The following is a 20213-nucleotide window of genomic DNA, read 5'->3' on the forward strand; positions in this document are numbered from 1 at the left end:
TACGAAAAAGGGCGGGGTGGCTCGGTGCCATCCCGCCCTTTTGTGTGAGCGTCCCAGCACGTCAGGCGGCTTTTACGCTCGCAATCCATTGGTCTACGCGCTTCTCGAGGATTGATAGCGGGACCGAACCACCGCCAAGAACGGTGTCGTGGAATCCGCGAATATCGAAGTCCTCACCCAGCTCCTCTTCCGCCTTGGCGCGCAGCTCCTGAATACGGATCATGCCGATCTTGTAAGCGGTCGCCTGGCCCGGCAGCACGATATATCGGCGGACTTCGGAACGGACCGCGGTTTCCGGTATCGGTGAGTTTTCCAGGAAATAATCCACCGCCTGCTCCTCGCCCCACCCTTTCGAGTGGATACCGGTATCGACGACCAGGCGGATGGCCCGCCACATCTCGGTCGTCAGGCGACCGAAATCCGAATATGGGTCTTCGTACGCGCCCATCTCTTTCGCGAGCTTCTCGGAATACAGCGCCCACCCCTCGCCGAAGGCGGGAATATAGCCGCCCTGTGCACGGAACTGCGGGATGCCCGTCAATTCCTGCGCGATCGATGACTGCATGTGGTGACCCGGATTGCCTTCATGGTAGGCGATCACTTCGAGTGAAGGGATCGGCATCGCGCGCATGTCGGAAAGGTGCGCATAATAGACGCCTGGCCGCGAGCCGTCCGGCGTGCCCGGGCGGTAATGCTGCGCCGCGCCATCCTGTTCTCGGAATGGCTCGACGCGCTTCACTACCAAATCCGCTTTGGGCAGCGTGCCGAAGAATTCAGGCAGGCGCTCATTGATGAAGGCAAGATGCTCTTCGGCCTGATCGATATATTGCTGCGCGCCGGCATCGGTGTTCGGATAGAAGAACTGATCGTCTTCGCGCACGAAGGTGAAGAACTCCTGCAGATCGCCTTCGAAGCTGACCTGATCCTTGATCGCTTCCATTTCGGCGCGGATGCGCGCGACCTCATCGAGGCCGGTCTGGTGGATTTCGTCGGCTGTCAGATCGGTGGTGGTCATCAGGTTGAGGCGGTAATTGTAGAAATCATCGCCTCCTGCGAGGGCGCTGACGCCTTGCGCTGTCTCGTCCGAATTCGGACGGTCCTCGGTGTACCAGTCGATGACGCGGCGATAGGCTGGTGCGAACTCTTCGGTCAGCGCTGTGCGCACTTCTTCGCGCAATTCTGCTGCGCGCTCCTCGGTAATGGTGCCGTCTTCGACCAGCTTTGCGAGGTGCGCTTCGCTGGCATTCCACATTGCCGATGGCTCGCCGTCGTCAAACGGCGCGCCGCTCGTCAGCTTGGTCGATTCCTCGATCACTGCGTCATAGGAGAATCGGGGAGGGCGCGTTCCGGCCTCTGCGTTGTTTTTGGCGCGTTCGAGCAGCTGGTCCATGGCAGTGCCGATACCCGCGATGCGCGCGATGAACGCCTCCATATCGCTCTCGTCCTCGACCCGGTGCTGGGTAAGGATGAAACTCGGCAAGGCGGTGTGCGTGCCGTTCATCTGGTGGAGGATGTATTCCTGATCGGTGAATTCCGCTGCGCGGGCGGCCTGATCGGCGCGGAACTGGAACATGTCCCACGACAGCTTCGCTTCGTCCGAAAGCTCGTCGTAATCGAAGTTGGCCTCCATTTCGGCCACCGCACCCTGCCACCACTGGATTTGCTCCTGCTGAGCTTCGAGCGAGAGGTCATCGATCTTGTCGTTATCGGTCTTCCGGCCCAAAGCGGTTTGCCGGATCGGGCTGAACTTTAGCTCTTCCTCGAACTTGGTCTCGAACCATTCGTTGAGGCACTCTGTCTGAGTGGTTTCGCAATTGACGGTCGCGACGGTCGACGCGGTGAGCTGTTCGCAACCGGCAAGCGCGACGGATGCCAGCAACAGGGCTGCAAATTTGGTTTTCACGGTGAGTCCCCTTCGTGTCCAGAATGCGGGGATCATGGGGGAAGGGCGCACACTTGGGAAGCCGGGAATTCGACGAACAAAAAACCCCGAGGGACGAACGTCCCCCGGGGCCCTTTGGTTTGGTAAGCGTTGAAGCTGACGGGCTGGCTTAGAAGCCCATACCGCCGCCCATACCGCCCATGCCGCCCATATCGGGCATTGCAGGAGCAGCCTTGTCATCTTCCGGAGCGTCGGTGATCGCCGCTTCGGTCGTGATCAGCAGGCCCGCAACGGACGCTGCGTCCTGCAGCGCGGTGCGAACGACCTTGGTCGGGTCGATAACGCCGGCTTCGACAAGGTTTTCGTACGTGTCGGTTGCCGCATTGAAGCCCTGCGTTTCGTCGCCTTCACGCAGGAGGTTGCCGGAGACAACTGCGCCATCGTGGCCCGCGTTCTGCGCGATCTGACGGACAGGCGCCAGGATCGCGCGGCGGACGATGTCGATGCCGCGGGTCTGGTCGTCATTGTCGCCCTTCATGCCTTCGAGAACCTTCGAGGCGTAGAGCAGCGCGGTGCCGCCACCCGGGACGATGCCTTCTTCGACAGCGGCGCGGGTTGCGTGGAGCGCGTCGTCGACGCGGTCCTTGCGTTCCTTCACTTCGACTTCCGAAGCACCGCCGACCTTGATCACGGCAACGCCGCCAGCAAGTTTCGCGAGGCGCTCTTGCAGCTTTTCGCGATCGTAGTCGCTGGTGGTCGCTTCCATCTGCGTCTTGATTTCGCCGACACGGGCCTGGATGTCTTCCTGCGAACCTGCGCCATCGACGATGGTCGTGTTGTCCTTGTCGATGGTGACGCGCTTCGCTTCACCCAGCATGCCGAGCGTGACGTTCTCGAGCTTGATGCCGAGATCTTCGCTGACCATTTCGCCCTTGGTGAGGATCGAGATGTCCTGCAGCATGGCCTTGCGGCGATCGCCGAAGCCCGGTGCCTTCACCGCTGCAACCTTCAGGCCGCCGCGCAGCTTGTTGACCACGAGGGTCGCGAGCGCTTCGCCTTCGATGTCTTCCGCGATGATGAGCAGCGGACGGCCCGACTGCACAGCCGCTTCGAGGACCGGCAGCATTGGCTGGAGGTTCGAAAGCTTCTTTTCGTGGATCAGGATGTACGGATTGTCGAGTTCGACAGTCATCTTGTCCGGGTTGGTGATGAAGTACGGCGAGAGGTAGCCGCGGTCGAACTGCATGCCTTCGACGACGTCGAGCTCGAATTCGAGACCCTTGGCTTCCTCGACGGTAATGACGCCTTCCTTGCCGACCTTTTCCATGGCTTCGGCGATCTTCTCGCCGACTTCCTTGTCGCCGTTGGCGGAGATCACGCCGACCTGTGCGACTTCAGCCGAACCGGCAACTTCCTTCGAACGACCGGCGAGGTTTTCGACGACCTTGGCGGTAGCCGCGTCGATGCCGCGCTTCAGATCCATCGGGTTCATACCGGCGGCAACGGCGGTCATGCCTTCGCGGATGATGGCCTGGCCCAGAACGGTCGCGGTGGTGGTGCCGTCACCGGCGAGGTCGTTGGTCTTCGATGCCACTTCTTTCAGCATCTGTGCGCCCATGTTTTCGAACTTGTCCTTAAGCTCGATTTCCTTGGCGACGGTGACGCCGTCCTTGGTGATGCGCGGCGCGCCGAAGCTCTTATCGATAACGACGTTGCGGCCTTTCGGGCCGAGCGTCACTTTGACAGCGTTTGCGAGCGTATCGACGCCCTTGAGGATGCCTTCGCGGGCATCGCGGCTGAACTTTACGTCCTTGGCAGCCATTGGTGTTTCTCCTGGAAAATATTGAGTTTGAAAAAAGCGTTGGGGTCAGCCGATCAGCCGATGATCCCCATGATGTCGCTTTCCTTCATGATCAGCAGGTCTTCGCCGTCGATCTTGACTTCGGTGCCGCCCCATTTGCCGAACAGGACGCGGTCGCCGGCTTTCACGTCGAGAGCGACGCGGTTGCCGGAATCGTCGCGAGCGCCATCACCGACGGCAACGATTTCACCTTCGCTGGGCTTTTCCTGAGCGCTGTCTGGGATGATGATGCCGCCAGCGGTTTTCGTGTCGGCTTCGATGCGACGGACCAGTACGCGGTCGTGCAGCGGACGAAATGCCATAATGGATGACCTTTCAATTAAGGTTGATAACAAGATTGGCACTCTCCTCCCGAGAGTGCCAGCGCAGCGCAAATGGGAGCGCGTCCGCGCCGAGTCAACACATGTTCAGCAAATTTTTTCGGTCGCTTCCAAGCGCCATCAGATGCACCGCAAAGTCAGTTGCAAACGTTCGCGCAGCATCCATCGCCATGTAAGAAGCGCCGCTGCAAAGGCCAGCCCCGTAGCGAGGCCAATCCAGACACCCGTTCCTTCTAGAGGCGTGAAGAAACCAAGGCCGAAAGCGAGCCCGAAACCGGGAACCCAATAGCTGAATATGGCGATCCACATTGGTACGCGGGTGTCTTGTAGTCCTCGCAAAGCCCCCGCCGCGACCGCTTGTACGCCGTCCACGAGTTGAAATGCGGCTGCGAGTACGAGGAACTGCAGCGCGAAGCCGACCAGGGCAGCATTCTCTGGATCGCCGATATCGACGAAGATGCGTAGCAGTTGTTCGGGAACCAGGATCATGGCCATAGCCGTGAACGCCATGAAGCCCGCGCCAATCGCCAGCGCAACCCATCCTGCGAGCTTTATGCCTTCGTTGTCCTGCGCACCGTAGAAATATCCGACCCGGATTGTCGCCGCCTGTCCGACGCCGAACGGCACCTGGAACGCGAGAGCAGCGATGTTGAGCGCGACGATGTGTCCGGCGAGCTGCGCTGCGCCTATACGTCCCATCAGGAACGCCGCGGCGCTGAACACACCGGCCTCGGCCGTCACCGTCAGGGCAATGGGTGCGCCGATTCGCGCGATAGTCCAGAAACGCTGCCAGTCCGGTCGCCAGAACCGGTAGAATATCCGGTACCGGGCGAGCGCGGGGTTGAGAAGGATCACCGCGATATACGCGCTCAGCGTGATGATCGCGGTTATGATCGTCGCGACTGCGGCGCCGGTCAAACCAAGCTCCGGCGCGCCGAAATTGCCGAAGATAAAGGCGTAATTGGCGATTGCGTTTACCGGGATGCCCAAGGCGGTGATGGCCGTTGCGACGACCGGCCGACCGAGCGCCGATACGTAATTGCGCAGCACCGCCGCAAGCAGCATCGGGATGAGCGAGTATATGATCACGAAATTGTATTCGCTCGCGAGCGTTATGATCTCGGGCTGCTGCCCAGTGAGCCGCATCGCCGGACCGAGCAGCAATGCCGCGCCCATACCACAGACACCGGACATGACCGCCAGCCACAACGCCATGCGGGTGGCGCGCCTCACGGGCCTGAAAGACGGGGAGCGCGACCCGATCGCCTCGGCAATCAGCGGCGCAACCGCGCCCACCAGCGACGCCATCGTCCAGACGATCAATCCGAACAATCCAGCGGCAAGACCCGATGCGGCGAGCGGTTCTTCCCCAAGCCTCGCGATGAAGATCACGTCGATGATGTAAATGGAGGCCTGCAGCAAATTGGCGAGCGCAAGCGGCGCGGCGAGCAATGTCGTCGCGCGCAATTCCTGTCCCCAGCCGGGCGTTTCGAGAAGTTCCTGTTCCTGCATGACTCACTTTGCCCGCAGCAAAGCGAGCCAGCCCGGATATATGCGATGGCGATTTGGGAAAAGCGCAAGAGTCAGGTTCGCTGAAAAATTAAGATTCGCGCAGCTAACGTGCCACAGTAAAGCCGCACCGAATTGTGGAAGGACGTTATGAAGATGGTCAGATCGCGCAGAATTCGCCGCCTATTGCCGATGGTGATTGTTGCTCCGGTCTTGGCCGCATGTGTTTCATCGTGGTCTTCAACCACACCAGAGGCCAGCGATGTCACCGTGCAAGAGGCCGCCGAGGGATCGAATGCCTTTGCCCTCGACCTCTACCGAGAAGTCGCCAATGAAGGCGACAACCTGTTTTTCTCTCCAGCCAGCATCTCACTCGCCATGGGGTTCGCCTATCGCGGAGCGGACGGGCAGACTGCGGAGGAAATGCGCGAGGTGATGCGCTTTCCGGCTGGACCCGAGGCATACCTCTCAAGTGCTGGTGAGTTGGACCGGTCCATGAACCTCTCGGGCGAGGGCCGCGAATTACGTAGCGCCAACGCATTCTGGGTTCACGAGGATTTGGAGCTTGAGCCAGATTACATGGCCGATCTGGAGCAGAAGGCATCCGGTGCATTCAGGCGGGTGGACTTTACGACCGATCCCGAAGCGGCGCGCAACACTATCAACCGCTGGGTGTCGGGCAAGACAGAGGATCGGATTGAGGAGCTGATCGCCAAGGGAGTCATCAGGCCCAAGACCGCTGCCGTCCTTGTCAACGCAATCTACTGGAAGGCGGATTGGCTCAAACCCTTCAAGGCGGAGGCGACAACGGAAGAGCCGTTCTTCATGGCCGATGGCAGCGAGATCACAGCTAATCTGATGAACGCGCGCAACGATTTTCGTGGGATCGAGCGCGGTTCAGTCAAGCTCATCGAATTGCCTTATGCAGGCGAGGAGGTGAGCATGGTCGCGATCCTGCCCGACGATCCGGATGGCTTCGCGCGGCTCGAGGGCAGCCTGACCGCCAGCCGGCTCGAACGCTGGCTGAGCGATCTCGACGAGGCAGAGCCCTATGATACGATCCTCGCCATCCCGAAAATGAGCCTCGACTGGAGCGCCGATCTCGGCGAGGCGATTGAGGAAATGGGCGCGCCGCTGGCGTTTTCGAGGAACGCGAATTTTGACCGCATGGCCCGGTTGCCGCAGCCTAGGCTGCCCGATTGGTGCGGTCTGACGATTTCCAACGTCATCCATCAGGCCAATATCGACGTCGACGAGAAAGGCTCCGAAGCCGCTGCGGCAACGGCTGTGGTGATGTCGGCTATTGTAACGTCAGGCCGCCGCGGGCCGCCTCCGCCGCCGCCCTTTGTCTTCCGCGCCGACCATCCCTTCATGTTCCTGCTGCGCGACAAGAGGTCGGGCGCGATCCTATTCATGGGGCGGCTGGTTGATCCGCGACAGGACAATACCGATGGGCCGTCACCCGACCTCTCGCCGGTTCCCGAGGTATCACCTGCGGAAGGTTGCCCGCCCAAACTCTAGTTTCTGATAGAAAAGGGCGGCGCCATCGCTGGCACCGCCCTTTCTCTGGTCGGTTAATCCGAACGAAGCGTAAGCTGTAAGCTTACTTGAGTTCGACGGTACCGCCGGCTGCTTCGATCTTGCCTTTGATCTCTTCGGCTTCTGCCTTGGCAACGCCTTCCTTGAGCGGCTTCGGCGCGCCTTCGACGAGACCCTTGGCTTCGGTGAGGCCCAAGCCGGTGATGGCACGGACTTCCTTGATGACCTGGATCTTCTTGCCGCCGTCGCCGGTGAGAATGACGTCGAATTCGTCCTTCTCTTCAGCAGCTGCACCGGCGTCGCCGCCGCCAGCCGGGCCAGCGACTGCAACAGCAGCAGCGGCGCTCACGCCCCACTCTTCTTCGAGAGCGGTAGCCAGTTCAGCCGCCTCGAGGACGGTCAGCTTCGAAAGTTCTTCAACAAGCTTGGCAATATCAGCCATGATGTTCACTCCAATTCAATCGGGGCGGCCTCACGAGGTCACACCCCAAACACATGTAAAAATCGCGTGTGCGAAATCGTCTCTTCGTAAAGCTCTTATGCAGCGTCCTTGGCGCCGTATGCGCCGAACACGCGGGCAAGCTTGTTCGCAGGAGCGTTCATCAACTGGGCAACCTTCGTTGCCGGTGCGTTGACCAATCCTACGAGCTTGCCGCGCAGCTCATCGAGGCTCGGCATCGAGGCGAGTGCCTTGACCCCGGCTTCATCGAGCACCTGCGTACCCATCGATCCGCCGACGATTTCCAGCTTGTCGTTCGCTTTCGCGAAATCGACAGCAGCCTTGGCGGCTGCGACAGGGTCTTCGGACCATGCCAGCGCGGTCGGGCCGGAGAGAAACTCTTCGATACCCGTGTAATCGGTGTCTTTCAGGGCGAGCTTGGCGAGACGGTTCTTCGCAACCTTGTAGGAAGCTCCTGCTTCACGCATCTTCGAGCGCAATTCGGTGGACTGATCCACCGTCAGGCCGAGATTGCGGGTAACAACGACCACGCCAACCTCGTTGAAGACTGCATTGAGCTGAGCAACCGCGTCGGCTTTTTGCGAACGATCCATGCCTTACTCCTTCACTTATGGTCCCGCGAGATTTGCATCGCGCACGACCGGCTCATGTCTAACGATGCCGTTCGTCGACACCGCAGAGTCCAACGATGGGGAAGGAGGGTGTGCCATTCGGCACAATTGCAGACCCTTTAAGAGCGACTGCGAAAATCTCTGTCCCCGCCTAGGCTGCAAATTAAGAGCGGGCGTATCCCGCTCAGCAACTGTCTCGGACGGTTGATCGACGAAAAAAGGTCCGCCAATCAGCGGCGGACCTCTAGACGTTCAATTTGCGCTGTCAAGCGCCGTTTGCGCTCTTACATCGAGTCTGCGCTGTCCTCGATTTCATCCGCGCGTTCTTTGAGTTCATCCGAATGCTGTTCGAGAGCGGCCTCCTCCACCGGATCTACCGCTGCATCGGCGCGTTCCTCTGCGAGGTCCGCGTGTGCTTCCATCATTTCCGCCCGCTCATCGACGACCTCATCGGCAGCCTCGTTCACTTCTTCTGCGTCATTGTTGCACGCCGCGAGCGAGAGAGCGAGCGGGGCTGCAATTGCGATTGCGTATTTCATAAAACCTTCTGATTTGATGAGCGAAAGCGCTCCGTTGCCTTCAAAACGGAGCGCCCCCGCTATGGTTCCACTGGCGACCTTGCGCCTTATTGAGGCTTGTGTTCGTATTCGAGCAGATCGCCCGGCTGGCAATCCAGTTCGCGGCAGATTGCTGCGAGGGTGGAAAAGCGGATTGCCTTCGCCTTGCCGGTTTTCAGGATCGAGAGGTTGGCGAGGGTAAGGCCCACCCGCTCGGCCAGCTCGGTTAGCGTCATGCGGCGTTCGTGCAGCAGGTCGTCGAGTTTGACCATGATCATTGCTCCTTCATCGTCTGCAGGCATCACACGGTCCCTTCGAGGTCTTCGCGCATCTCAGCGCCATGTTTGAACACGCGGGCGAGGATGAAGAGCGTGATGATCATCAGAATGCCGGTGAGGTCGACTCCCGCATCGACGGAAATCTCCGCGTCTTCGATCTGATCGGCCCACTCCGCGATAAACAATCCGAGCGCAGCCGCAGGGATCAGCAGCACCTGCACGGCGAGCAGTAGCCAGGCCATAGCATTCAGGCGCGAGGCGTTTTCCGGCACGAATGGATCACGCTCTCCGACGGTGCCGATGATAGCGCGCAGCTTCCCGAAGAACAGGAACGTGAGGGCGACCACGGCGACGATGATCACGAACAATCCGACCAGTGGCATGGTCGGGATCGAAGTGACCAGTTCCGCGTGCTCTTCGGCGATCTCGGCGTTGATTTCATCCCGGAACAGCAGGACGACCGGAATCATGATGGTGACCACCACGCCTGCCAGGGCCATCAAGCCCTGCAGCACGATGGTAAGGACCTTGCCTGCGAGAAGCAGCGGGTCGTTGAATTCGGCTTTCATAAGATTTCCCCTTGGTTGTGCGGGTTCAGGCAAGTTCCACCATCGCCGGAAAGCTTTGCGAGACCTGCGCCTGAGCGGGCGGGACAGTGACGATGGTGCCGATCGAGCTGAGCGTAAGGAAAAGCGCGGCGCAGACAGCGAGTGATTGATTTGCGATACGTGACATATTGAACTCCTTGATGCATGATATCGTCTTTCAATAATCTCGATCTAGAAGCGACTCGATTTATTGTCAATCAATAATATTGAAAAACAATATGAGTGTTGTTGTTTTGCGCGAAGTCATCCGGCTTCACGTCCTCGCTATGCGTGCAGTAAGCCGCACCCGCTGCGGGGCGGCCGCTTGCCCTTGCGACGCCTGTGGCGTCGTTTTGCGTGAGCTCGATGGCTTGGTCGCGGAGCACGGGGCGGGCAGCGACCCGCAAGCCCGCAGCGCCAGAGGCGCTAGGATGTCGCACGCCGGATGGCGCGCACACCACGAAACCCCCCCTTTACAAATCCAACAGGCTTCTTAGATAGTCCTCACACGCCAGCTTCGAGACAGTCCGGTTCATGCGCGGGAACCGGTCCAGAATAGAGGCGGCGCAAGCCATATTCGCGACGAATTGATCAGCTGCACCCCAGCAGCCCGAAAGGGTCTGCGCCGAGGAGTGCGGCTCTTTTGCGTCGGTTATGGCCACTCCTTCGCGTGACGTGAACACAATCTCAGGCGATCGGGTCTCCTTCCCGCGCGCATCATATCAAGAGGCGAATCACCTCCATGGCGACCAAGGCGAAAGCTCCAGCAACCTCGAACAAGCTCCGCAGCCGCAAGGCGCAGGGCACCGCGAAAAAGCGCATCCGCAAGATTTTCGGCGACATTCACGAAGTTATCGACATGCCGAACCTGATCGAGGTTCAGCGCGAAAGCTACGAACAGTTCCTGCGTTCCGATCCTTCGATCGATTATGTTTCGGGGCTCGAAAAGACACTGCGCAGCGTCTTCCCGATCCGCGATTTCGCCGGAACTGCCGAACTCGATTTCGTGAATTACGAACTTGAGCCGCCGAAATACGACACGACCGAATGCCGCCAGCGCGGCATCACCTACGCAGCCCCGATGAAGGTGACGCTGCGCCTGATCGTGTTCGAAGTCGACCAGGAAACCGAAACCCGCTCCGTCCTCGATATCAAGGAGCAGGACGTTTACATGGGCGATATGCCGCTCATGACCGAGAACGGCACCTTCATCATCAACGGCACCGAGCGTGTCATCGTCAGCCAGATGCACCGTTCGCCAGGTGTCTTGTTCGATCATGACCGCGGCAAAACCCACTCGTCGGGCAAACTGCTTTTTGCTGCGCGCGTGATCCCGTATCGCGGTTCGTGGCTCGATTTCGAATTCGACGCCAAGGACATTGTCAACGTCCGTATCGACCGTAAGCGGAAGCTGCCGGTCACCGCACTGCTCTATGCGCTTGGCCTCGACAGCGAAGGCATCCTGCACCACTTCTACGACACCGTGGTCTGGGAGCGCGCGAAAGACGGGTGGAAGATCCCGTTCGTCGCCGAAAACTGGCGTGGTCAGAAGCCTTCCTTTGCCCTGGTCGACGCCAAGACCGGCGAAGAAGTGTTCGCCGCCAACCAGAAGATCAGCCCGCGCGCTGCGAACAAGGCTGCCAAGGACGGTCTCACCGATCTGCTTCTGCCGACCGAAGAGATCGTCAGCCGCTACGCCGCGCGCGACATGATCGATGAAAGCACCGGCCGCATCTATGTCGAAGCGGGCGACGAACTGACCCTCGAGCATGTCGAAACGCTCGACAATGCCGGGATCGACAGCATCGAGTTGCTCGACATCGACGAGATCAACACCGGCCCCTGGATCCGCAACACATTGAAGGTCGACAAGGCTGAAAACCGCGATGAAGGTCTCGAGGCGATCTACAAGGTGATGCGTCCGGGCGAACCGCCGACCAAGGAAACCGCCGAGGCTCTGTTCGAAGGCTTGTTCTTCGATGGGGAGCGCTATGACCTGTCCGCGGTGGGCCGCGTGAAGCTCAATATGCGCCTTGAACTCGACGCCGAAGACACCGTGACGACTTTGCGCAAGGAAGACATCCTTGCTGTGGTCAAGGAACTCGTCGGCCTGAAGGACGGCAAGGGCGATGTCGACGACATCGACAACCTCGGCAACCGCCGTGTGCGTTCGGTCGGCGAACTGCTCGAAAACCAGTACCGTGTCGGCCTGCTCCGCATGGAGCGCGCCGTTAAGGAGCGCATGTCGAGCGTCGATGTCTCGACCGTCATGCCGAACGATCTGATCAACGCGAAGCCAGCTGTCGCTGCGGTTCGCGAATTCTTCGGCTCGTCGCAGCTCTCGCAGTTCATGGACCAGACCAACCCGCTGTCCGAAGTCACTCATAAGCGCCGCGTCTCGGCGCTTGGCCCGGGCGGTCTCACGCGTGAGCGCGCCGGATTCGAAGTCCGCGACGTTCACCCGACGCACTACGGTCGCATCTGCCCGATTGAAACGCCGGAAGGCCCGAACATCGGCCTGATCAACTCGCTGGCGTCCTTTAGCCGCGTGAACAAGTACGGCTTCATCGAAACGCCGTATCGCCAGGTTGAGGACAACAAGGTCACCGGCGACGTTGTGTATCTCTCCGCGATGGAAGAGCAAAAACACACAGTTGCGCAGGCATCCGCCGAACTCAACGAAGACGGATCGTTCGTCGAAGAGCTGATCAGCGCGCGCCAGGCAGGCGACAACCTGATGGCTCCGAACGATCAGGTCACGCTGATGGACGTGTCGCCGAAGCAGCTCGTTTCGGTCGCCGCCTCGCTGATCCCGTTCCTGGAGAACGATGACGCCAACCGCGCTCTCATGGGCTCGAACATGCAGCGCCAGGCGGTGCCGCTCGTGAAAGCCGAGGCACCGTGGGTCGGGACCGGCATGGAAGAAACGGTGGCGCGCGATTCTGGTGCTGCCATTGCTGCCAAGCGCGGCGGTATCGTCGACCAGGTGGACGCGACCCGTATCGTGATCCGCGCAATCGGCGATGTCGAAGAAGGCCAGTCCGGCGTCGATATCTACACGCTGCAGAAATTCCAGCGCTCCAACCAGAACACCTGCATCAACCAGCGTCCGCTGGTGAAAGTCGGTGAGACGATCGAGGCCGGCGACATCATCGCCGATGGTCCTTCGACCGATATCGGTGAGCTGGCGCTCGGCAAGAACAGCCTCGTCGCGTTCATGCCGTGGAATGGCTATAACTACGAAGACTCGATCCTGATTTCCGAACGCATCGTGAAAGACGACGTGTTCACCTCGATCCATATCGACGAATTCGAAGTGATGGCCCGCGACACCAAGCTCGGGCCGGAAGACATCACCCGCGACATCCCGAATGTCGGCGAGGAAGCGCTGCGCAACCTGGACGAGGCGGGCATCGTCTATATTGGCGCCGAAGTGCATCCGGGCGATATCCTGGTCGGCAAGATCACGCCGAAGGGCGAAAGCCCGATGACGCCGGAAGAAAAGCTTCTGCGCGCCATCTTCGGTGAAAAGGCATCGGACGTTCGCGACACCTCGCTGCGCCTGCCGCCCGGCGTTGCCGGAACGGTGGTCGAAGTCCGCGTCTTCAACCGTCACGGTATCGAGATCGATGACCGTACCCGTGCGATCCAGAACGAGGAAATCGAGCGTCTGGGCAAGGATGCCGCAGACGAACGCGCCATCCTCAACCGTGCGACTTACAACCGTCTCAAGGACATGCTGCTCGGCCAGACCGCGTCGGCTGCTCCGAAGGGTGTGAAAAAGGGCACCGAGATCACCGAGGAGGTGCTCGAGGGCGTCGACCGGCACGAATGGTTCAAGTTCGCTGTCGCCGAAGACGGCCGTCAGGCACAGATCGAAGCGATCAAGGCACAGTACGACGAAGCCGTCGCCGGCATCGATGCCAAGTTCGAGGACCGCAAGGAAAAGCTCGAGCGTGGTGACGAACTCGCGCCGGGCGTGCTCAAGATGGTCAAGGTCTTCGTCGCGGTTAAGCGCAAGCTGCAGCCGGGCGACAAGATGGCCGGACGCCACGGTAACAAGGGTGTGATTTCGCGCATCCTGCCGGTCGAGGACATGCCGTTCCTCGAAGACGGGACCGCGGTCGACCTCGTGCTGAACCCACTCGGCGTGCCTTCGCGCATGAATGTCGGTCAGATCTTCGAAACCCACCTCGGTTTCGCGGCTCGCGGCCTGGGTATGGATATCGCCGAAAAGCTCGAAGAGTGGAAAGCGGCCAACCCGAACGCAGCCGAAGACTATGCCGATGCGAAGCCGCCCGAAGCGGTCGTGGAGCGCCTGAAAGACGTTTACGGCGAGCAGTATTTCGAGGATCTCGAAAGCCGCTCGACCCCGCAGATCGTCGAGCTTGCGCAAAACCTCGCTGCGGGCGTTCCGATGGGTACGCCGGTCTTCGACGGTGCGCGCGAGCCGGACGTGTCGGACATGCTGGTCAAGGCCGGTATCGATTCCTCCGGGCAATCGACCCTGTTCGATGGCCGCACTGGTGAAGCCTTCGACCGCAAGGTGACCGTGGGCATCATCTACATGCTCAAGCTGCACCACCTCGTCGACGACAAGATCCACGCCCGTTCGATCGGCCCGTACTCGCTCGTCACCCAGCAGCCGCTGGGCGGTAAGGCGCAGTTCGGTGGCCAGCGCTTCGGTGAGATGGAGGTCTGGGCCCTGCAGGCATACGGCGCCGCCTACACCTTGCAGGAAATGCTCACCGTCAAGTCGGACGACGTCGTCGGCCGGACCAAGGTCTACGAAGCGATCGTCAAGGGCGACGACACCTTCGAAGCGGGCATTCCGGAGAGCTTCAACGTTCTCGTGAAGGAAATGCGCTCGCTGGGCATGAACGTCGAATTGAAGTCGATCTCTGACGGAGACGAAGACGAATGGCCGGAGGCAGCGGAATAGGGGTGAGGGACCAGGCGTCCCCCACCACTCCCACCGCCCTCAAAAATTCACCCGTAAGGGAATTTGAAAAATGAACGAACTGACCAAATTCACGAACCAGCTGGCCAAGCCGGAAACCTTCGACCAGATTCAGATCGGCATCGCCTCGCCAGAACGCATCCGTTCATGGTCGTTCGGCGAGATCAAGAAGCCGGAAACCATCAACTACCGCACGTTCAAGCCCGAGCGTGACGGCCTGTTCTGCGCGCGTATTTTCGGTCCGGTGAAGGACTACGAATGCCTGTGCGGCAAGTACAAGCGCATGAAGTATAAGGGCGTCGTGTGCGAAAAGTGCGGCGTTGAAGTCACCGTCACCAAGGTGCGCCGCGAGCGCATGGGCCACATCGAACTGGCCGCTCCGGTCGCGCACATCTGGTATCTCAAGTCGCTGCCTTCGCGTATCGGCCTGCTGCTCGACATCCAGCTGAAGCAGCTTGAGCGCATTCTCTACTTCGAAAGCTATGTGGTTATCGAGCCGGGCCTCACTCCGCTCGAGAAATTCCAGCTGCTCACCGAGGACGAGCTGCTCGAAGCGCAAGACGAGTATGGCGAAGACGCCTTCTCCGCCGATATCGGTGCGGAAGCGGTCAAGGTCATGCTGATGGACCTCGACCTCGAGCAGGAACGCGATGACCTGATGGAAGAGCTGGCGACCACCAAGTCGACGCTCAAGCCGAAGAAGATCATCAAGCGTCTGAAGGTTGTCGAAAGCTTCATCGAATCTGGCAACCGTCCGGAATGGATGATCCTCGAAGTGATTCCGGTGATCCCGCCAGAGCTGCGCCCGCTGGTGCCGCTCGATGGTGGCCGTTTCGCGACGTCCGATCTCAACGATCTCTATCGCCGCGTGATCAACCGTAACAACCGCCTGAAGCGTCTGATCGAGCTGCGTGCGCCGGACATCATCGTTCGCAACGAAAAGCGCATGCTTCAGGAAGCCGTCGATGCACTGTTCGACAATGGTCGCCGCGGCCGTGTCATCACGGGTGCGAACAAGCGTCCGCTGAAATCGCTCAGCGACATGCTCAAGGGCAAGCAGGGCCGCTTCCGTCAGAACCTCCTTGGTAAGCGCGTCGACTATTCGGGCCGTTCGGTCATCGTGACCGGTCCGGAACTCAAGCTGCACCAGTGCGGCCTGCCGAAGAAGATGGCGCTCGAACTGTTCAAGCCGTTCATCTACGCCCGCCTCGATGCCAAGGGTCTCTCGATGACCCTTAAGCAGGCGAAGAAGTGGGTCGAGAAGGAGCGCAAGGAAGTCTGGGACATCCTTGACGAAGTGATCCGTGAGCACCCGGTTCTGCTGAACCGCGCACCGACGCTTCACCGTCTCGGCATTCAGGCATTCGAGCCGGTTCTCATCGAAGGTAAGGCTATCCAGCTGCACCCGCTGGTCTGCTCAGCGTTCAACGCCGACTTCGACGGTGACCAGATGGCGGTCCACGTGCCGCTTTCGCTCGAAGCCCAGCTCGAAGCGCGCGTGCTGATGATGTCCACCAACAACATCCTCTCGCCCGCCAACGGCAAGCCGATCATCGTGCCTTCGCAGGACATGGTGCTGGGTCTCTACTACCTTTCGATGGAGCGTCAGGAAAAGACGCCTGAATTCCTCGAAAACGAAGATGGCACCAAGACCGAGAAGCTGCCGCGTTTTGCCGACATGGCCGAAGTGCACCAGGCTCTCGAAACCAAAGCCGTCACGCTGCACACCAAGATTCTCGCTCGCGTTCCGCAGGCCGATGAAGATGGCAACATCGTGATGAAGCGTTTCGAGACGACGCCGGGCCGCATGCTGATCGGTGAGTGTCTGCCGACCAATCACAAGGTGCCTTACGACATCATCAACCGCCTTCTCACCAAGAAGGATATCGGTGACGTGATCGACGAAGTGTACCGTCACACTGGTCAGAAGGACACCGTGCTGTTCGCCGACGCCATCATGGTGCTCGGCTTCCGCCACGCGTTCAAGGCCGGCATCTCCTTCGGCAAGGATGACATGATCATCCCCGACGCCAAGGAAGGCATGGTCGAAGAGACGAAGAAGCTGGTTGCCGATTACGAGCAGCAGTATCAGGACGGTCTCATCACCCAGCAGGAAAAGTACAACAAGGTGATCGATGCCTGGAGCCGTTGCGGCGACCAGGTGGCGGACGCCATGATGGAAGAGATCAAGTCGCAGCCGATCGACAAGGATGGCCGCGAAGCAGAGATCAACTCCATCTACATGATGAGCCATTCCGGTGCGCGTGGTTCGCCTGCGCAGATGAAGCAGCTTGCCGGTATGCGCGGCCTCATGGCCAAGCCGTCGGGCGAGATCATCGAAACGCCGATCATCTCCAACTTCAAGGAAGGTCTGACCGTTCTTGAATACTTCAACTCGACCCACGGCGCTCGTAAGGGCCTCGCCGATACCGCGCTCAAGACGGCAAACTCGGGTTACCTGACCCGCCGTCTCGTCGATGTGTCGCAGGACTGCACGATTGTGGTCGAGGACTGCAAGACCGAGAACGCGCTGGAAATGCGTGCGATCGTCCAGGGCGGCAGCGTCATCGCTTCGCTCGGTGAGCGTATCCTTGGCCGCACCGTGGCCGAGGACATCGTCAACGCGGCAACCGATGAGGTCATCGTGAAGGCGGGCACGCTGATCGACGAGCCGATGGTGAAGGAAATCGAAGCGGCTGAAGTGCAGTCCGCCAAGATCCGCTCGCCGCTGGTTTGCGAAGCCGATCAGGGCGTTTGCGCGACCTGCTATGGCCGTGATCTTGCCCGCGGTACGCCGGTGAATATCGGTGAAGCTGTCGGCGTGATCGCCGCGCAGTCGATCGGTGAGCCGGGCACCCAGCTGACCATGCGTACCTTCCACATCGGCGGTGCGGCGCAGCTCAACGAAACCTCGCATCTCGAATCCATCTCGGACGGTAAGATCGAGCTCCGCGACATGCCGACCATCACCGACAAGAAGGGCCGCATCCTCTCGCTCGCTCGCAACGGCGAAATCGCCGTGATCGATGCCGAAGGGCGTGAGCGTGAGATGCACAAGGTGCCTTACGGAACTGTCCTAATGTTCAAGGATGGCGACAAGGTGAAGGAAGGCGACCGGCTGGCGGAATGGGATCCGTTCACTCTGCCGATCATCACCGAGCAATCGGGCGTCGTGAAGTATCAGGACCTCGTCGAGGGTACGACCCTTGAAGAGCAGACCGACGATGCCACCGGTATCGCCCAGCGTGTCGTGACCGAAAACCGGGCAACCGGACGCAAGAAGAAAGAGGAACTGCGTCCGCGCATGATTCTTCAGGGTGAAGGTCAGGCCGATTCCGATGAAACCGAAGCGCAGCGTTACATGCTCGCTCCGGGCACCACGCTTTCGGTCGAAGACGGCCAGACGGTTGAAGCGGGTGACATCCTTGCCCGTGCCAGCCGCGAAGCTGCGAAAACCCGCGACATCACCGGTGGTCTTCCGCGTGTGGCCGAATTGTTCGAGGCACGCTTGCCGAAGGACATGTCGGTCATCGCCAAGATTTCGGGCAAGATCGAATTCGTTCGCGAATATAAGGCGAAGCGGAAGATCGCGATCGTCCCGGAAGAAGGTGATGCAGTCGAATACCTGATCCCCAAGACCAAGGTGATCGACGTGCAGGAAGGCGACTTCGTGAAGAAGGGTGACACCCTGATTTCCGGCGCTCCGAACCCGCACGACATCCTCGAAGTCATGGGCGTCGAGGCGCTGGCCGAATATCTCGTGAACGAGATCCAGGAAGTCTACCGACTGCAGGGCGTGAAGATCAACGACAAGCACATCGAGGTGATCGTTCGCCAGATGCTGCAGAAGGTCGAGATCACCAAGGGCGGCGACACCGTGCTGCTTCCGGGTGAGCAGGTCGATCGCGAGGAGATGGACGAAGCCAATGCGAAGCTTGGCAAGGGTAAGGAGCCTGCGGAAGGCACTCCGATCCTGCTGGGCATCACCAAGGCGTCGCTGCAAACCCGCAGCTTCATCTCGGCCGCTTCCTTCCAGGAAACGACCCGCGTGCTGACGCAGGCATCGGTCGAGGGCAAGAAGGACACGCTGATCGGGCTCAAGGAGAACGTGATCGTGGGCCGTCTGATCCCGGCTGGTACGGGTGCCGGCATGAACCGCATGCGCGTAACGGCATCGAGCCGCGACGCAGCGCTCAAGGCGCAGTGGAAGAAGCAGCAGGAAAAGCTGGCAGCAGAAAACGCAGCCGAGCCTGAGCCTGAAGCCGATCCGGTGTCGAGCGAAGAGGCGATGAAAGCGGCCATGGGCGGTTCTGCGGAGGGCGGAGACGCTCCCGCAGCCGAATAAGCCGCGTGGCGCACTGCCAAACGAAACAACCCCGCCGGAGTTTCTGCTCCGGCGGGGTTTTTTAATCCAGAACCTCACCCGCAACGCCGTGCAGGGCCTCGCTTATTGCTTGGTGGAACTGACCAAGCGTTTCCACCATCCAATCGATGATGTTTGGCCAATTGTCACGATTGTAGCTGTCGAACTCTTTGGCGAACTCGATCCGCGAGGACTTCCGATGATCGAGCCTTTTCCAGTCTAATGGTTGACCGAACGATTCTTCTATCTGCAGTTTGCGTGCGTGAAGACCATCAAAAACTGCTTTGTTCTCAGCCCGCTCGGCGCGGCCTAGATTAATTTCTACGCGCACCTCTTTTTTTGCGAAGATCAGTGCGTAAGCGCAGGCTCGCACTCCTGTAGCTGCGCTAAGCCAATGGTCGCGGCTCGGGCTGATGTTGTCGTAAAGGGAAATGTCGGAGCGATGCAGAGCAGCGAGACAATCAGTCCAAAATGCGCGCCGGATGCGGTATCGAGCGGAGTCAGCATCGCTTGTCGCAGTTTGCTCGGCTTCCTTTTCAGAGCTGTGCACCATAAAGTCCTCGGCTTCTGGCACGGGAATTATCTGCTCAAAATTGAGAAGCACTTCGTCACCGAGCTTGTATGGAGTAGCGCGGATGCATTTTACATCGAGCTGACGTTGTAACAACCACAGGACCGTAGCGGTGACTTCGCGTCGGAAATTTGCGGATATTAGAATAATGCGCTGGTCCGAGCCGCGGTTCAGCGGCGTTTCGGAGATATCGTCCACCTCTAGAAAATCTGCCAGCAAGGCTTCGGGGTCTTCTTCGATACCGCAATCCTGCAGGTAGCTGCGGTATATATCGACCACCCGAGCACGTGTTAACGTTGAGCAGTACGAGGCATACTTCAGCGCCTGCCAGACCACGTCGCGGCCGCTGTCATCGAGCTTGTTTTCGATGATTACAAGGTGCCCCGACTTGTCGAGCGCGAGCAAGTCCAAGCGTTCCTTGGTTTCATCGAAACCAGCGAATTCCTTTTGAATGATCAGGAGCTCTTCGCCGAGGCATTCAGGACTATTTGCAACCCACTCCTGAAGGTGGGTGCGCTCTCCGTAAGACAGACTTCCGAACGTCCGCTTCTCGATCGGTTGTATAGAATTGGTTTGGGTATCCAGTCGGAACATTCATGAACTCCCTTTGCGTGCCGTCTAATCTGAGAGGAGTTAAAAATTGGGAGACAATTGCTCATTGCTATTGCGAACTATTCGCATAAAGAGTAGCACCGGGTGCCCAACGCAACCTTGA

At 59.6% G+C, this 20213-nt stretch carries 14 protein-coding genes; 3 read left to right on the forward strand and 11 right to left on the reverse strand.

The window, feature by feature from the left end:
* Positions 1-61: 61 nt before the first annotated feature.
* The 4 genes from IB285_RS14465 to IB285_RS14480 all read right to left on the reverse strand — a co-directional run bounded on the left by IB285_RS14465 (position 62) and on the right by IB285_RS14480 (position 5575).
* Positions 62-1903, reverse strand: a complete 1842-nt coding sequence (locus IB285_RS14465) for a DUF885 domain-containing protein (protein WP_328705902.1) — start codon at positions 1901-1903, stop codon at positions 62-64.
* Between the two features lie 148 nt (positions 1904-2051).
* On the reverse strand, positions 2052-3704 hold the full coding sequence (gene groL / locus IB285_RS14470) for a chaperonin GroEL (RefSeq protein ID WP_190788821.1): 1653 nt from the start codon (positions 3702-3704) through the stop codon (positions 2052-2054).
* Between the two features lie 53 nt (positions 3705-3757).
* Positions 3758-4045, reverse strand: a complete 288-nt coding sequence (gene groES, locus IB285_RS14475) for a co-chaperone GroES (protein WP_190788822.1) — start codon at positions 4043-4045, stop codon at positions 3758-3760.
* A gap of 138 nt (positions 4046-4183) precedes the next feature.
* Positions 4184-5575, reverse strand: coding sequence for an MATE family efflux transporter (locus IB285_RS14480; RefSeq protein WP_190788823.1), 1392 nt, complete (start codon positions 5573-5575; stop codon positions 4184-4186).
* A gap of 153 nt (positions 5576-5728) precedes the next feature.
* Between IB285_RS14480 and IB285_RS14485 the strand changes: the two genes are divergently transcribed.
* Positions 5729-7093: a serpin family protein gene (locus tag IB285_RS14485; RefSeq protein ID WP_190788824.1), complete on the forward strand. Its 1365-nt coding sequence runs from the start codon at positions 5729-5731 to the stop codon at positions 7091-7093.
* An 82-nt stretch (positions 7094-7175) separates the two neighbouring features.
* On the opposite strand, the gene rplL is transcribed toward IB285_RS14485, so the two are convergent.
* From rplL to IB285_RS14515, 6 genes are all read right to left on the reverse strand, one after another.
* Positions 7176-7553, reverse strand: coding sequence for a 50S ribosomal protein L7/L12 (gene rplL / locus IB285_RS14490; protein ID WP_190788825.1), 378 nt, complete (start codon positions 7551-7553; stop codon positions 7176-7178).
* A gap of 95 nt (positions 7554-7648) precedes the next feature.
* Positions 7649-8164, reverse strand: a complete 516-nt coding sequence (gene rplJ, locus IB285_RS14495; RefSeq protein WP_190788826.1) for a 50S ribosomal protein L10 — start codon at positions 8162-8164, stop codon at positions 7649-7651.
* A gap of 302 nt (positions 8165-8466) precedes the next feature.
* On the reverse strand, positions 8467-8721 hold the full coding sequence (locus tag IB285_RS14500; RefSeq protein WP_190788827.1) for a hypothetical protein: 255 nt from the start codon (positions 8719-8721) through the stop codon (positions 8467-8469).
* Positions 8722-8807: 86 nt separating this feature from the next.
* Positions 8808-9041 carry a helix-turn-helix domain-containing protein gene (locus IB285_RS14505; RefSeq protein WP_190788828.1) on the reverse strand — a complete coding sequence of 78 codons (234 nt, stop codon included), beginning with the start codon at positions 9039-9041 and terminating at the stop codon, positions 8808-8810.
* Positions 9041-9586, reverse strand: a complete 546-nt coding sequence (locus IB285_RS14510; protein ID WP_190788829.1) for a DUF2975 domain-containing protein — start codon at positions 9584-9586, stop codon at positions 9041-9043. The genes IB285_RS14505 and IB285_RS14510 overlap by 1 nt, the downstream gene beginning before the upstream one ends.
* Before the next feature lie 25 nt (positions 9587-9611).
* On the reverse strand, positions 9612-9752 hold the full coding sequence (locus IB285_RS14515; RefSeq protein ID WP_190788830.1) for a hypothetical protein: 141 nt from the start codon (positions 9750-9752) through the stop codon (positions 9612-9614).
* Positions 9753-10346: 594 nt separating this feature from the next.
* On the opposite strand from IB285_RS14515, the gene rpoB reads away from it, so the two are divergent.
* Both rpoB and rpoC read left to right on the forward strand, forming a co-directional pair.
* A complete protein-coding gene (gene rpoB, locus IB285_RS14520; RefSeq protein WP_190788831.1) occupies positions 10347-14546 on the forward strand; it encodes a DNA-directed RNA polymerase subunit beta in 4200 nt (1399 codons plus the stop codon).
* Between the two features lie 70 nt (positions 14547-14616).
* Positions 14617-18909, forward strand: coding sequence for a DNA-directed RNA polymerase subunit beta' (rpoC, locus tag IB285_RS14525; protein ID WP_190788832.1), 4293 nt, complete (start codon positions 14617-14619; stop codon positions 18907-18909).
* 61 nt (positions 18910-18970) lie between these two features.
* On the opposite strand, the gene IB285_RS14530 is transcribed toward rpoC, so the two are convergent.
* Positions 18971-20092 carry a DUF4268 domain-containing protein gene (locus IB285_RS14530; RefSeq protein ID WP_190788833.1) on the reverse strand — a complete coding sequence of 374 codons (1122 nt, stop codon included), beginning with the start codon at positions 20090-20092 and terminating at the stop codon, positions 18971-18973.
* Positions 20093-20213 lie beyond the last annotated feature (121 nt).

Source organism: Erythrobacter rubeus, assembly GCF_014705715.1.
Taxonomy (GTDB): domain Bacteria; phylum Pseudomonadota; class Alphaproteobacteria; order Sphingomonadales; family Sphingomonadaceae; genus Erythrobacter; species Erythrobacter rubeus.